16 protein-coding genes and 2 pseudogenes are annotated in these 14,588 nt (G+C 34.2%); 10 read left to right on the forward strand and 8 right to left on the reverse strand.

Annotation, left to right across the window (positions count from 1 at the left end):
- Positions 1-13: 13 nt before the first annotated feature.
- Positions 14-472, reverse strand: a complete 459-nt coding sequence (locus ACUN0F_RS28765) for a MarR family winged helix-turn-helix transcriptional regulator (protein ID WP_097858062.1) — start codon at positions 470-472, stop codon at positions 14-16.
- 424 nt (positions 473-896) lie between these two features.
- Between ACUN0F_RS28765 and ACUN0F_RS28770 the strand changes: the two genes are divergently transcribed.
- Positions 897-1,163 (forward strand): YmzC family protein, encoded by a 267-nt coding sequence (locus ACUN0F_RS28770; protein WP_215562768.1) that lies wholly within the window; start codon positions 897-899, stop codon positions 1,161-1,163.
- A 295-nt stretch (positions 1,164-1,458) separates the two neighbouring features.
- Positions 1,459-1,569 (forward strand): YjcZ family sporulation protein, encoded by a 111-nt coding sequence (locus ACUN0F_RS28775; protein WP_000505686.1) that lies wholly within the window; start codon positions 1,459-1,461, stop codon positions 1,567-1,569.
- A 118-nt stretch (positions 1,570-1,687) separates the two neighbouring features.
- On the opposite strand, the gene ACUN0F_RS28780 is transcribed toward ACUN0F_RS28775, so the two are convergent.
- Positions 1,688-2,242 (reverse strand): HPP family protein, encoded by a 555-nt coding sequence (locus tag ACUN0F_RS28780; RefSeq protein WP_097858060.1) that lies wholly within the window; start codon positions 2,240-2,242, stop codon positions 1,688-1,690.
- A gap of 117 nt (positions 2,243-2,359) precedes the next feature.
- Positions 2,360-2,944, reverse strand: coding sequence for a CGNR zinc finger domain-containing protein (locus ACUN0F_RS28785; protein WP_445540579.1), 585 nt, complete (start codon positions 2,942-2,944; stop codon positions 2,360-2,362).
- Positions 2,945-3,373: 429 nt separating this feature from the next.
- On the opposite strand from ACUN0F_RS28785, the pseudogene ACUN0F_RS28790 reads away from it, so the two are divergent.
- Positions 3,374-4,780, forward strand: a pseudogene (locus ACUN0F_RS28790) (alpha/beta hydrolase family protein).
- 347 nt (positions 4,781-5,127) lie between these two features.
- Here ACUN0F_RS28790 and ACUN0F_RS28795 read toward each other — a convergent pair.
- The gene (locus ACUN0F_RS28795; RefSeq protein ID WP_046957167.1) at positions 5,128-5,373 is read right to left on the reverse strand and encodes a hypothetical protein; all 246 of its coding nucleotides are present in this window, start codon (positions 5,371-5,373) and stop codon (positions 5,128-5,130) included.
- 199 nt (positions 5,374-5,572) lie between these two features.
- Here ACUN0F_RS28795 and ACUN0F_RS28800 point away from each other — a divergent pair, with 199 nt between their 5' ends.
- The 5 genes and pseudogenes from ACUN0F_RS28800 to ACUN0F_RS28820 form a co-directional block, all read left to right on the forward strand.
- Positions 5,573-5,698, forward strand: a complete 126-nt coding sequence (locus ACUN0F_RS28800) for a YjcZ family sporulation protein (RefSeq protein WP_000540377.1) — start codon at positions 5,573-5,575, stop codon at positions 5,696-5,698.
- Between the two features lie 233 nt (positions 5,699-5,931).
- Entirely contained in the window at positions 5,932-6,273 is a 342-nt protein-coding gene (locus ACUN0F_RS28805) for a PadR family transcriptional regulator (RefSeq protein ID WP_445540580.1), read from the forward strand.
- On the forward strand, positions 6,266-6,748 hold the full coding sequence (locus ACUN0F_RS28810; RefSeq protein WP_445540581.1) for a hypothetical protein: 483 nt from the start codon (positions 6,266-6,268) through the stop codon (positions 6,746-6,748). The genes ACUN0F_RS28805 and ACUN0F_RS28810 overlap by 8 nt, the downstream gene beginning before the upstream one ends.
- Positions 6,745-7,272, forward strand: a complete 528-nt coding sequence (locus ACUN0F_RS28815) for a permease (RefSeq protein ID WP_445540582.1) — start codon at positions 6,745-6,747, stop codon at positions 7,270-7,272. The genes ACUN0F_RS28810 and ACUN0F_RS28815 overlap by 4 nt, the downstream gene beginning before the upstream one ends.
- A 240-nt stretch (positions 7,273-7,512) precedes the next feature.
- Positions 7,513-7,759, forward strand: a pseudogene (locus ACUN0F_RS28820) (EamA/RhaT family transporter); the annotation flags it as partial.
- Between the two features lie 228 nt (positions 7,760-7,987).
- Here the strand turns inward: ACUN0F_RS28820 and ACUN0F_RS28825 are convergent.
- Positions 7,988-8,755 (reverse strand): TSUP family transporter, encoded by a 768-nt coding sequence (locus ACUN0F_RS28825; RefSeq protein ID WP_445540583.1) that lies wholly within the window; start codon positions 8,753-8,755, stop codon positions 7,988-7,990.
- A gap of 262 nt (positions 8,756-9,017) precedes the next feature.
- On the opposite strand from ACUN0F_RS28825, the gene ACUN0F_RS28830 reads away from it, so the two are divergent.
- Together ACUN0F_RS28830 and ACUN0F_RS28835 are read left to right on the forward strand one after the other, a co-directional pair.
- Positions 9,018-9,803 (forward strand): TrmB family transcriptional regulator, encoded by a 786-nt coding sequence (locus ACUN0F_RS28830; RefSeq protein ID WP_445540584.1) that lies wholly within the window; start codon positions 9,018-9,020, stop codon positions 9,801-9,803.
- Positions 9,804-9,981: 178 nt separating this feature from the next.
- Positions 9,982-10,872, forward strand: coding sequence for a hypothetical protein (locus ACUN0F_RS28835; RefSeq protein WP_445540585.1), 891 nt, complete (start codon positions 9,982-9,984; stop codon positions 10,870-10,872).
- An 11-nt stretch (positions 10,873-10,883) separates the two neighbouring features.
- Here ACUN0F_RS28835 and ACUN0F_RS28840 read toward each other — a convergent pair whose 3' ends face one another.
- From ACUN0F_RS28840 to ACUN0F_RS28850, 3 genes are all read right to left on the reverse strand, one after another.
- Positions 10,884-11,012: a hypothetical protein gene (locus ACUN0F_RS28840; protein WP_265183458.1), complete on the reverse strand. Its 129-nt coding sequence runs from the start codon at positions 11,010-11,012 to the stop codon at positions 10,884-10,886.
- A 335-nt stretch (positions 11,013-11,347) separates the two neighbouring features.
- Positions 11,348-12,367, reverse strand: coding sequence for a restriction endonuclease subunit S (locus ACUN0F_RS28845; protein ID WP_445540586.1), 1,020 nt, complete (start codon positions 12,365-12,367; stop codon positions 11,348-11,350).
- A complete protein-coding gene (locus tag ACUN0F_RS28850) occupies positions 12,367-14,358 on the reverse strand; it encodes an HsdM family class I SAM-dependent methyltransferase (RefSeq protein ID WP_046953899.1) in 1,992 nt (663 codons plus the stop codon). Before ACUN0F_RS28850 ends, ACUN0F_RS28845 begins: the two co-directional genes overlap by 1 nt.
- Positions 14,359-14,588 lie beyond the last annotated feature (230 nt).

Consider the following 14,588-nt stretch of genomic DNA (forward strand, 5'->3'; position numbering starts at 1 on the left):
CTTCCCCTCCTTTTTACTCATTACAATCAAGAGCCTTCTGTTTCTCTTCCAATATCACTTTATTTATTTTCGTTAACGTATCAGTCATTTGCTCTAAAGCATTTATATCGATTTTAGAAAAGTATTTCTCAATTAATACATCATCTAACTCAGACAACCGCTCTATATACTTACTACCGTTTGGGCCAAGTGTAAGGAAATACTCCCGTTTATTGTTAGGATTAACTTGTTTCGAAATCATCTTCTGCTTTTCCAACTTCGATAAAACTTGGCTCACAGCACTTTTCGATATATTAAAAGTAGTCGCAATGTGATTTGCTGTCGTGTTTTCATTTAAATTAATATGAAATAGCATGCTCTCTTGCTGCCCAGTAAGACCGAACTCATCCTTTAAATCCTGAAATAGTAAAATGTAAAATTCATTATAGGCTCGATTCATTTCATTAATTACTTCTTTATACGATCTAGTCATAGCGTTCTTCCTCCATGCTGTTATTTCATTTTTAATAGTTAAGTTCACTTAACTTAACTATATTATATCGTTATGTTTGTGTAAAGGGAAATCTCTCTCTATACATTCCTATAACACGGAATAAAGTATGCCCTTTGCCCTTTCCACTGCTTTTAATAGATCAAATTCAAAATGATATATCTATCATTCTTAATAAATAAACATAACCATTACAAAAATTCCATATAGACCCATTACTGGTTAAAATGTTATAATGAAATTACCCTACATAGTTACTCATATTCCGATTGAGGAACTAGCGTCTTATTAAGCAATGCGCATAACTCAAATAAAAAAGACACTTTCAAGTGTCTTTTTTATTTATTTTCATGAGAATTATCTCTTTTATAAACAAAATCTATTAAACAACAAAGGAGAATATCGAATGGAGAATACTGTATCGAGAGAACTACGTAACATACGTATATGCCTTATCATCTTGATCATTGTCATTGCATTTTGGGATCGTGAGAAAACTGTGGAAATCACTGACCATGGTAGTGAACCTATCGTAAACACCAGCAATATGACCCCAGTTGGCGATAATACATTTGCCTATAAAGACGAATCTAATCAAATTAAAATATTTAAATTTAACCCAGATACAAATGAAATAAAGCTAATAAAAGAGTTTTATGCTAGCGAATATTAATTACATAAAGTGAAACTTTAATCAGTGGGGGTTTTCTTCATCCCCCACTGATTATCAGCCCTCACCAATCGGACTTTAATGGGCAGCCCGACCCCCACCTAAATTCTTTGCTTTCGCTGAATTTTGAGGTGGGGGTCTTACTGCCCATTAAAGCGGGATAAAGGCATCTTAAGATGTCTTTTTTATTTTCAAAAGGACCTGCTCACGTTTATGCATCAAAACATAAAGTAAATAGAATCCGTTAAAAAACACGAGTGACCCTTTGTTTTCCCCTCTTATTAAAGGAGGAACTATTATGGGATTTGGTGGTAGTTGCGGCGGAAGCTGCGGTTTTTCTGGAGGATTTGCACTATTAGTTGTATTGTTTATTTTATTAATCATCGTTGGAGCTTCTTGCTTCTGCTAAAAAACTGTCGGAAAAGACACTCTTATATGGGTGTCTTTTCTTTGTACACTAAAATGTATGTGAAATGAAAACATAGTAAAAATGGGATACTTACTCAAATTGTTTTTCACCTTATAAACTATATCCAAAAAGTTGGATAATTCCTTTTACTACTCATATTATTAATAAATAAAGCAATAACTACAATAACAAGGGAACCGACTAAAACCGGTGTTACTAAATAACTCCAACTGTATGCTCCTAAAATAACGACAATGGGATCAGCCCCTGCCGGAGGATGCGTTGTTCTTGTTAACATCATAATAGCAATCGACATCCCCACTGCTAAAGCAATTGTCCAATATTCATTCCCAAACAAATGATATATTGATAGACCAATGAAAGTTGAAATCAAATGTCCTCCAATAATATTACGTGGCTGAGATAACGGTGCATTCCAAACTCCAAACGCTAATACACAACTCGCCCCAAATGGAGCCATTAACAATTCTGTAGACGTTATACTCGTTAAATATGTTAAGGTGAGAATCGTTAAAAATCCCCCTAATAGTCCCGTCAAAGAGTCCTTTATATTTACTTGTAATGGACTTCTTCCTTTCCCTTTCATTTTTGCAAAATATCGTACACTTATTGGTTGATCTTCTTTCTGCTTAGTTGCTGTTATATTACTCATCATTCTCCTCCTTTATTTACCAACAATTATATTTCAAAAAACTAACCAGTCAATATTGTTTTTAGGGGTTAGTTTAAAAATACAGAAAAAAAGAATCAACTGTTATAAGTTGATTCCCTAAACTTCTTCAGACTTTCGAACCTGAAATTTTGCTACCTTTTTTCGGTTCCCACATATTTTCATAGAACACCATTTTCGCTTTCCACTTTTATCTATAAATAATAAAACACAGTTAGGGTTTGAGCACCTTTTAAGAGAAATAAGCTTATTTTCTGCTATTAACGTTAAAGCATCAAATGCAATTAACGATGCTAGTACATCCTCAATTTCTCCAACTGGGATAGAAACTAGACGCTGTTCAATGACTTTATATGTAAATGGTGCCTTCTCAATTTGTTTTTCTAAATACGTAATAAAATCATTAGAAGTTTCGTGCCGATCGGCAATTGCCTCAAACTGTTTTCGCAATACTTCTCTTGCCTCTAATATGCTAGATGTAACTTGATTCATGCGCTCTTGAATTCCTATAAGTGTTTTTTCATTCCAAAAAGGCAGATTAACCTTTATTACATGTAGCCATTCTAATACATCTTCATCCGTTATTAATAAATCATAACGTTGTCCACGCCTAACTAACTCTGTATTTACTAAATCTAATGAGAGATTTCCAGATATAAGCGGGAATTGTTTTGTTTCCTGCATGTACTCATCACCTACTCTTTAAACAATCATATTCCAAATTAATACAGAAGTGCAACTTTTTTATAAACTGCAAAGTATGAAGACCAAAGCCTTTAGCCATAATTACGACTAAAGGCTTTTTTGTATACAACTAAAAAGGAGCTGACTGTATGGAACATAATAAAAATGGGATGCTTGCTTTAATCGTTTTGTTTGTAGGACTAGCTTTTTTTGTTTTCGGTATGGTTTATCATTTGTGGGGAACGGTTTAAAAATAAATAATAATTCATTTAAGAAAAAGTACTCGTATGAGTACTTTTTTAGATGTCATGTAAAAACATTCTAAACTTACTTACATGCATACAATCACCAATGATAGTTATATAATTGAGAAGGTTGCAAATTATCAATCTATTATAACGTGATTTGGGAAGGAGCTAAAAACTAAAAATGTTAGAAATCATTTTTGTTACTTTATTACTTTTATCTAGCATCACTCTCATTTTTATCGAACGTGGTTTGACGAAAAAAAATGTAGTCATTTTACTGATCAATTATGTATTCTTATTTGCCACCATTATTCTAATTGGCGCAAACTGGCGTATGATCCCCGCCTATTTCTTATTGTTCGTTTTAACATTACAAGTTTTTTTGAAACCAAAAACTACAGCCGTTTCTCAAAAGTTAGTGATGAAAGTTTTAAAAGGTTTCGGAATTATCGTAACTGCTATCGCAATGTTTACATTACCTTTACTTTTTCCGATCATAACACTCCCTGAGCCTACTGGAAAATATACGGTAGGAACGAAAGCTTTTCATTTAATTGATAAAAATCGAAAAGAAACCACTGTACCAAATAATCATGGAAATCGTGAGTTAATGATACAAGTATATTATCCTGCCGAAAAAGAATCAGGGAACCCTTCTGCCTATTTTGAGAACATAAACGAGCTGGCTGAACAATTGGCAGTAACAAACGGTGCTCCGTATATCGTAACGACACATTTAGGGCTGACAAAAACACATTCTTATCAAGATGCTAAGCCACTTCAAGATAAAGAAAAATTCCCCCTCCTTTTATTCGGCCATGGGATGGGATTATATGGTCAATAAAATACATTCCAGTTAGAGGAATTAGCTAGTCAAGGCTATGTCGTAATCGCTCTTAATTTCACAAGATACGCAGCAACAACAATTTTCCCTAACGGAAACCGCGTAGACTCTATACCAATTGAATATACACCTACTGCCTTAAATACCACAGTTCAAAAATGGGAACAGGATACTACTTTTGTTTTAAACGAAGTAATAGAAGGTAATTTCGATAAAAGTTTTAAAACTATCGCAGACTTAATTAACTATGACAAAATTGGAATGTTCGGTCACTCTTTTGGCGGAGCAACTTCCGCACAAATGTTAGTAAAGGATACGCGTATTAAGGCTGCAATTGATATGGACGGTGGATTGTATGGAGACCCGATGCCTAAAGATGGTCCTCAGAAACCATTCATGTTGATAAACGCTGAAGCTACCATTCATTATATGAAAGAAGCTGAGAATCAAAAGACAACCGGCATCCAAAATGAATTATTGGAAATATCCTATTTAAGAAATAAAACGATTGAAAAACCGGGCGTATACACAGTAGTAATTCCAAAAACAAATCATACTAGTTTTACAGATTTAGCAGCATTTTCACCTATTATTAACGAACCAGACGAAGATGTAGCCGCAAATTATACACTCATTAATAAACTAGTAACTAGCTTTTTCGATCATAATTTAAAAGGAATAAACGAAAATCATTTAGAAGAAATTCAGAAGCAACATCCTGAACTTCAGCTCATTAAACACTAATAATCTTTCATTTACCTAGTCATGTAGCCCCTCACTATACTTGAGGGGTTTTTGCTTTAAAACAATTATAAAAAAGGCCCCATCACTGGGGCGCTCAAAAAATAATATAAGTAAATGAATTAAAACAAATAACAGACAACTAAAATATATAACACAAAAATTGTATAATCTATATATATGCAATATTACATAGAAAAATTTCATTATTACATGCTATACTAAAACAGGAGTCGACAATCGTTATTTTCTTCTTATTTTTTAAAGCAATATGGATATACCTTCTTAACTCATTTGGATTGTACAAGTAAAAGAAGACATCTTACTAGATGTCTTCTTTTCTTATATTTTTATGAATTCCTTTGAGCAGATGCTCTCCAAGCACGAAAAGATGTTGGGTGTCCAGAATGAGCTCTTTGCTTTGCAGCAGCAACAGCTGGTTTTTCTTCAATAGTCGTTGGTTTCTCTTCCACAATCGCTGATTTTTCTTCAAGAGTAGTCACAGCAGTTTGTATTTTTTCCAACTGCTCTTTTAAAGCTTGCTGTTCAATCTTTAAATCCGTAAGTAATCGTAAAATCATTTCAGAATTGGCCATAAAGATCCTCCTTCCCCCAATACACAGAATAAAATACAATATGTCATCAGCATACTACCCGTGACAAAAATAAGGTCGTCAACTCTTTTAAAATCTAAGCACTTTTTATTTTTCAAAAGGACCTGCTCAAGATTATCCGTAAAAACATAAAGTAAATTAAATCCATTATTAAATGGTCTTTATGGAAGGAGGAGTTAATATGGGATATGGCGGTAGTTGTGGTGGAGGCTGCGGTTTCGGCGGCGGATTCGCTTTACTTGTTGTACTCTTTATCTTATTAATCATCGTTGGCGCTAGCTGTTGGGGCGGCGGATTCGGCTGCTAAGGAGAGGCACTCTTGAGAGTGTCTTTTTTTTGTGTTTTTTGATGTACCCCCCCTTCGCATTGGTAGTTTATCAACGTTAATAGTTACTGTCATAAAGAAATAGTATCCTTGTAATTCCCCCTCGAAATTCGCACATTTTAAAATTGACATAACACCTCATGCACCATATACTGTTATCAACAGTATACTGTCATTAACAGTATATATCCTAATTCATTCTAGGAGGAAGATCCATGAAACATACAGGAAGACATACAGGCGCATTTCTTTTGTTATTTCTAGCTGAGGACGATAACTACGGCGGGCAATTACTGCAAAAGTGCGAAGAAGAACTTCCAGTCAATCCAATCGATAGCGCCATTTTATATCGCACGCTAAAAAAATTAGAAAACGAAGGTGCGATTGAATCTTACGTAAGTACAGATCATCAAGACAAACCGAGAAAAATGTACAAAATTACGCCTGCTGGAAAGGAACAATTGGCAGATTTTCAAATGGATATTGAAGAAAAAATGAAGAACTTATCCTTTTTCATAGACAAATATAAGGACTTAAAGGAATCCAACCATGATTAACGGCGTGATCCTTTACACTTTAGCCATTATTTTTACGGGGATTTCTTTTATGAAGGACCGGACGAAAACGAAAGATGCTCTATGTAAGTCGTGGAAAATGTTTCGCAATCTTCTACCTGCGATGCTCTCCATCATGCTTTTCGTTGGACTATCACTTTCTATATTAACGCCGTCTTTCATCTCTTCTATTATTGGGGAGCAATCTGGATTCATCGGTATTATTTATTCAGCGATACTCGGCTCCGTTGCACTTATTCCAAGCTTCGTCGTATTTCCTCTCGGTAATACGTTAGTACAACACGGCGCAGGCCTTCCTCAAGTTGCGGCACTTATGTCTACACTCATGTCAGTAGGAATCACAACATTACCGATGGAACAAAAGATATTCGGACGAAGCTTCGCTTACGCACGTAATGCATCTGCATTGCTCATGTCACTTCTATTCTCCTATATCATTTGGGTGGTGATGGTATGAAGGAACTAAAAAGATACCGTTTCTTTTTCATCTTACTCCTGGGGCTCTTTGTATTAACTTTTATAAATCGATCTTTAGGATGGAGCGCATTACAATTAACAGGGAATAGCATTTTAGATATGCTGTTTTTACTCCCACCTGTCCTAGTATTTGTAGGATTACTTGATCAATGGGTGAAGAAAGAAACGCTCATGAAATATATGGGAGAAAAGTCCGGCATATATGGAATCCTATTTTCTTTATTATTAGGCGGCATTGCAGCTGGTCCTCTCTACGTTGCCTTCCCAATTGCAGCACTACTATTAAAAAAAGGCGCAAGTATTCGGTACATCGTATTTTTCTTAGGCGTTTGGACCACTGCGAAATTGCCAATTCTCGTCTATGAATTCTCTTCATTTGGAGCTACTTTTACACTCATTCATATTGGTTTCGGTTTAGTATTCTTCTATGTAATGGGGATTATTTTTGAGAGGTCTTATGATCAGGGACAGTTGCTTCGGTATGATGTTACGGAGGAAATGTAATCAAATTGACCATAAAATAGGAATATGATATATTTTCGGTAGAGTACTATATAAGTATGACATCAAATAAAATGGCATATAATAAAAGAAGAGATGCGCTAACATCTCTTCCCTAACTGCTACCGTATAGGGTGGTGGTTATTATACGTTATTATTTTTTACGAAACCCACCCTTTTGCTTCCTACGGCGCGGAGTGGGTTTTTTGTTGTCCTTACCCAGAAGTTGCTTCCGCAAAAAATACGCTGAAACTTTCTAGCACTACGGACTCATGGCCAAGCATATTTTGCACAGTAATACACTACACCTACAGGCCTTGTTTTTTCATTAGAACCTGTCTTTTCTGCAGGATTTGCTTTTGTTTTCACAGATAAAACATTTACAGGGAAAGGGTATTTAGGCGCTACGCTTATATTATTGAGTGTGTTGATTGCTGAGGTGGATTTTAAGGGATTGTTGCGGGTTAATTATAAGAAAAATATTGAGTAAACATTTTACTATAATCAATAAACATACCCTAGAAAAATATGAGTTTATATTATTTTCATTCTCTTCACTTAGATCTTCTTTTAAATGAGACTTTTTAGATGCTATCTTCAAATAAGATAGCATCTAAAATTGTTAAAAAGAATTCCCCCCTGGTATCTTCTTATACTTTATGTAGTCTTCATATTTAACCTTTTCTACGTTTTTTGAAGAAAAGATGTTCAAAATTACTTACTGAATATAGTCATACAGATTTTTCGCTAACAATAAACAAGTTACTGTAATGAAAAGAGCACGAACATACCCGCTTCCTTTTTTTATAGCAAATTTGGAGCCAACGATCCCTCCAGCAATTTGAGCAATCCCCATTATAAAACCATACGCATAGTTTACTTGCCCTACATACATAAATATCAACAATGCACCAACATTACTTCCTAAATTAAGAAACTTCGCATTACCTGCTGCTTTTAAAAAATCATAACCAATAAATAAAAGAGCAAACATTAAAAACGAACCTGTGCCAGGACCTAGAAATCCATCATAAAAACCAATAGCAAAAATAAAAAAGGTAAAAATAATGACGTGTCGACTAGATAATTTCTTATGAGTAGAAATACTACCCCAATCCTTTTTGAATATCGTATAAATAGCGACTGTCCCGAGCATGATCAACATCAATGGCTTCAGTACTTCTGGGTTCATTAAATGAACGGTCCATGCCCCTATTATGGAACCTATGAAAGTGATTGGAAATAATTTGAACGCCGATTTCAAATCCAGATTACCAGAACGATAAAACACAATATTACTAGTTGCACTCCCCATTGTTGATGCTAATTTATTCGTGGCTACTGCACTTGCTGGATTCAATCCTGTAAATAATAAAGCTGGTAAGGCGATTAATCCACCACCACCTACAACTGAATCAATAAATGCAGCTACAAATCCAAAAACAATCAAAATAATTAATATAGATGGGTCTAAATACAAATCCATACGAGTAGCCTCCCCTTTAGTCACTATTGTAATAGTAACTACCAATTTGCTAAATGTAAAGAGTTATTGTAACGTTGAAATATAAAGTGAAACTTTAATCAGTGGGGGGTTTTGTTCATCCCCCACTGATTATTAGTTGAACCAATCGGGCTTTTACGGGCAGTTGATCCCCACCTAACTTCTTTGCTTCCGCTGAATTTTGAGGTGGGAGTCTTACTGCCCGTTAATGCGGGATAAAAGCAAACATCGGAGGACGAAAAAAGTGGACTACATAGTGCAACAGCTTAAAAAAATGGGTTTTAATGAATATGAAGCTAAATCTTATGTATCTCTTGTTAAACAGGGGGCTGTCACAGCCTATCAAGTGAGTAAGGATTCAGGTGTCCCAAGAGCGCGAATTTATGAGATTTTAGGTAACCTTGTAGAAAAAGGAATTGTCATGAAGGAAGAAATAAATGACACCACTCGCTATTCACCTCTACCTGTTGAAATCTTTTTACAGAAGGCTCAATCAGAATGGCAGTCTACTTATGAAGGAATCAGTGATTCATTAAAAAAACTAGAAACTTCCGAAGAAAAAACGGATAATCGAGTAATTACTTTAAAAGACAATCAAACAATCATTAGCTATTGTCAGACATTAATAAAAAAAGCAGAACGACGTATTGTCATTTCGATGTGGGATGAAATGTATGAAGCGTTAAAAGAGGACCTAGCTGAGGTAGCTGATAAAGTCACAGTACGAGGCATTACCCTGCATGTTGAAAATCCCATTAAAAATCTAGAAGCCCATCGTATAACAACTTATACAGAAACCCTCTCTACAGAACATTGGTTTATTTTATCGATAGATTCTAAAGAGATGATTTATGGACCATCACTTGAAGAGCGTAATATTGCTTTTTATACAGATGACCCCGTTCATATATACCTATTAGAGGATTATGTATGGCATGATGTTTTAGTGAATCGACTTGTCCGACGTAGCCAAGATGATTTGCAGCAATGGATTACGACAGAGAGAAGATCTTTCTTTATGGGAAAATAATTTTCCAATCCCTACACCAGTATTTATCTAAACGATACTGGTATTTTAATTTCGAGAACCCCCCCTCCAACTCTCTCACCATATTTTTTGTCTTGGATATTAGCCGGAGTGAATTTGACGAATACAATTATACGTTATATGGTAGAAAAGGAAATAACAGAGAAAAAGAGGGGTATTTATGAAAAAGATTAAAGTCATATTCACACTCGCCACATCACTACTACTTTTACAAGGTTGTAATAACACTCCGAGTAAAGCAAATGAAAACACGAATTCTACTACTGAATTACAGACTGTACAAAAGAAAAAAGACTCCCTAGAAAAAGCAAATAAAGAATTAACAAAAAAACTTGCTGATTTAGAATCGAAAGCAGATAAAGAGCAAAAGACATATGAGTTAGATAAAAAATTAGCACAAAAAATCTATAGTATTTACACAGGTTCTCCTTGGGACAATAGTCTTGAAGATGCAGGGTGGGAATTTGAGAAAAACTCCAACACAAAAGGTACAATCTCCACAAATCGCGGCGGCGGACAAGTCATACAAATACTTTCAAATTACGCCATTATGTTTGAAGTTGGCGGTTTAGATACACCAACTATAAGCAACCTTAAAATGATTGATTTGAATACTGAAAAAGTAATAAATGAATATCCGGATCAAAATGCGAATGATAGTAAAGAAAATAATAAAGAAGAAACTACAAAATCATCTTCAAAGGTTGATAAAGAGAAATTGAAGAAGCAGTTGACTGATAAGACGTTTGTTGCTCCTTCACCTGAAGAATCAGGATATAAAACGAAAGAAATTATGGCTGCAGTAGAAGATTATTTAATTTCCGGTAAAAATAATCCTCAAGACTATCAAGTGGACGTAGAGGGTACAACCGATGATGGTAATACACTACTTGCTTTAAGACAAGATAATCACGCTGGAGCTGTAGTCGTAATGAAACGTTATGTACTAGATAAAAATGGGTATATATATGAATATGATTTTATTGAGCAAAAAGCGAAAGATACGCCTTTAACAAATATATATATTAGAGACCTTTTTGATTTTTTCTAGCATCTTTACTATTATTTACGTCTTTCTTTATAATACTCTTTGTTAAAGACTTTATCGTATTTTGCTTGTCTTCTAGCATCTTTTTTAATCGCACCTTCTTCTCTAGCTACTTTAAGCTTAACATTTCTCCAAGCCCACATTCCGATACCAATTAGAACCAACTTGATGTCGATTTTATCAAATTTGCGGTCTAAGCATACGACAGAATAGACATATATGAATTTATCTGTTTTCTCAAATTTCTTTGTCTTCCTTTTGTTTGTAACTTATTTCCCCCCTCGAATCAAGGGTTGATAACTCAAAATTCACTGACTGCTCTTAAAACTATTAAATTAAATTAAATTAAATTAATTTCATCTTCTTTCCTGTTTACTTCTATGTTTGCTTTTAACATAAAAGTAAAATTCAAAGAACTCGGGACAAGTGAAAAGTCTTACCCAGAAATGAGTAAGACTTTTCACTAAAATTATTATATCTAAGATATCACTTTATTTTCCATTCGCTTCATAAACTGTTCCATAAATTCATAATCTGGAGTTCCATCTTCTTTAATAGGCAGTTGAATTATTTGTCGCTTTATCCTACTTGTTCCCATTTTATATCCAAACTGATATTTTTTTCTTTGTTGCATAATCATCACTGATATAAATTCATTAATCCAAAAATTTCCTGAATGATTCTTAAGTTTTAGAAAACGTGTATCTCCTGAAAAATATGCTTCATAAGGGTGATAAAATGCCATTCCAACATAAGAGCCATTCCTATTAACGCTAATAACATTTTTTCCAACTTGAATTTTACCAGAATAATCTACAAAATCTGTCACCCCGTTTCCAGATTTTGTAGCACCGACAAATGCACCTTTTCCAGAAGTTCTTGTTTTTTGCTTCCAATCCTTACCGCTTTTGACAATACAAATTTCATTTAGTGGAAATCCCCCCCATATAACATCACTTAAACTTCTAAAATCGTGAATATCATTTTTAGAAGTTGGCCTAACCATTTTATTGACTTCTTTTGAGAGGTTATCCACTTTATTTTCAATATAGTCAAAATTAATATTACCTGTTGCAGTTGCTGGCAATAATATTTTCTTTTTTTTCAATCTCCCAAGTGTAGCGCCATTACCACCCCAACTTAGCGTTGAAAGTTGACTTTTTATTAGAGGTATTAAGAAAAGAGCTATTTCTTTATTGAAGCTCTCTTTTATTGAAAACACTTGTATATTTTGACCGGTATAAAAGTCATGGGGCTGATAAAATACAGTCTGGGTATCTAATCCAATAGTTATAACATTGCCCTCATTTAGTTTATATTTTTCTTGGTAAGGAATGAACATATCAATTCCATTATTTTCATCGGTCCTTGTCACGTAAGGATATTTTTTTTCACCTATTATATCTAATTTAGATTTATCTATCCCATCTTTTGTTGCATGAAGTTCAAATAATGACTTTTCTCCTAACGAAAACTCTTTCCAAATAATTTCTGACATCAACTATTTTCCTCCTCGAACAAGAAACCCTTTCCGTGACTTTCCATATCAAATTTGAAAGTCAAGTAATCCGCAATAGCTTGTTGAAATTCATTTTCCTCAGGAATATTTTCGTTAAAATAATAAAAACTATGCAACCATTCATCATCTGCTGTAATCGTTGTTCTCACAACAAACTCGGTCCCGTCATCAGCATTATTATTTAATACATCAATAAGATGTTCACGTTTTGATTTTTCACTACCATTTGCAACTAATCCAACGTGTTTATTTATTTGATAGCCATCATCTTTAAAGTCAATAAAGTTTACTCTTTTCTTTTCAAAATCATGTGGTATTCCGGCTGTAAAAATACAAATAACGGGGTGAACTCCCACACCGTAAAATGTATCAATATTTAAGGTTATAACCGCTTCTAAGGTATTTTCTTCTAAAATTTTCTTCTTATAAGTTCTCTCTTCCTTTGATTTTCCAACCATTGTGCTAATAGGAACAATGGCGGATAATTTCCCACCTTTAGCTAGCATATCTAAGGAGGTTTTTATAAAACTAATTTCAGAAAGATACGCCAATTCCTTCGTCTTTGCTTGACTATATGGAGGATTAATCAGAATTTTAGTAAGGAATTTCTCTCTCTGTGCTCTTCCAGCTGGTGTAATTACTTCTTGTGTATAAATATCTTCTGGCAAATCAAACATACTTCCAATTTGCAAGTTGGATTTGCCATCACCACGAAGAATCATATTTGTAGTAGCTATTGTAAATAATTTCCCTTGAAGCTCCACACCATATAATTTATTCTTCCTTATATCCTCAATTTTCTCTTCTTTCTGAGCAACGGACAACAATTTATTTTGATTAACTTGATTTATCATGCGTTGCATTGCACTTATCAGAAACGAGCCACTACCACAGGCGGGATCTAGAACATAATCATCTGGAGAAACATCAATCAGCTCTGCCATTAATGATGTAATATGTCTTGGAGTCAATACTATACCTAGTGAATTTCCATCTGAACCTCCATATTTAACAAATTCACCATAAAATTTCCCTAAAATATCAATATCATGCTCATTATTTTTCGCATGATGATAAACTTTTTCCTCAATTTGTTCGACAAAATATTTTAACGGTGTCTTTCCTAAATAAGAGTTCACAGTATTTAATGTGTTATCATTTTTTATATACAAAAAATGTTCTAAAAGCACACCATATTTTGCTGGTCTTCCTTTATAATCTTGGTGCTTCAAAAACATATCAATGGCACTATATACTTTATCCCCATCCTTTGCGCCATCTTCTTCAAAGCCTTTTAATTCATCAATGGAAAAGGTCTTCTGTTCAAGAGCTAGCAAAATCCCTGAAACAACCGTCGCTTTGTAGTCATTTGAAAGGTTACCGTAATTTCGCAAATCTTCATGTAGGCTTGCGGCTACTTTTGATATTTCTTGTAATTCTCGTTCTTCTTTCGGTAGCATTCCTTTAATAGCAACATTCCAGAATTCATCAATGTTTTTTGGTGAAAAGTCTTCAAAACTTTTCACATCTTCTAATTTTCTAACCTCACCTTGCTTTGTTACGAGATAAGGTTGAATCTCATAGTAATGGTGATTCCCTACAACGCCGATTGCTATTACTTCCTTAAAAGTTGATTTCTCAACTATATGTTTAGCATAATGAACCGCACCATTCACAGCAAACTTATTTCGATAGGGAAACTCGGTGGACACAATATTATTGTCCAAGTATTCCAGTTCGTTTATATTTGGCTTATTTTCAATAATAAATAAGTGTCCTCCAGACAAAAATACATACTCAGGATTCCCTTTTCCTCCTCCAGACTCAGATTTACTTGCTCCAATTAACGCCTCATCTACCTCTTTGATTATGGACTTTTGGTAAGAATATTCGACACCAATAGCATCTAAAAAATCCTTTACCATGAAATCAGTATCAACTTCTTTACCTGTCAATTGATAATTTACCATCTACGCCACCGCCTTTTCTGTCACAACACAAACAGTTGTTATTATCCATTCATTTACATTACGACTAATGAATTGATATTGAATTTTGAATACAGTTAGACTATTGCTGTACTGATCATTGTATTGTTCCTCATTTCGTTGTCAATCATCATGACGTTTAATTTTTCGCTTTTTTTAATTCGATTTCCATAAGACCTATTATTTGTTCTTAATTACTTCTCTCATCTCTT

Source organism: Bacillus sp. 1A, assembly GCF_052682215.1.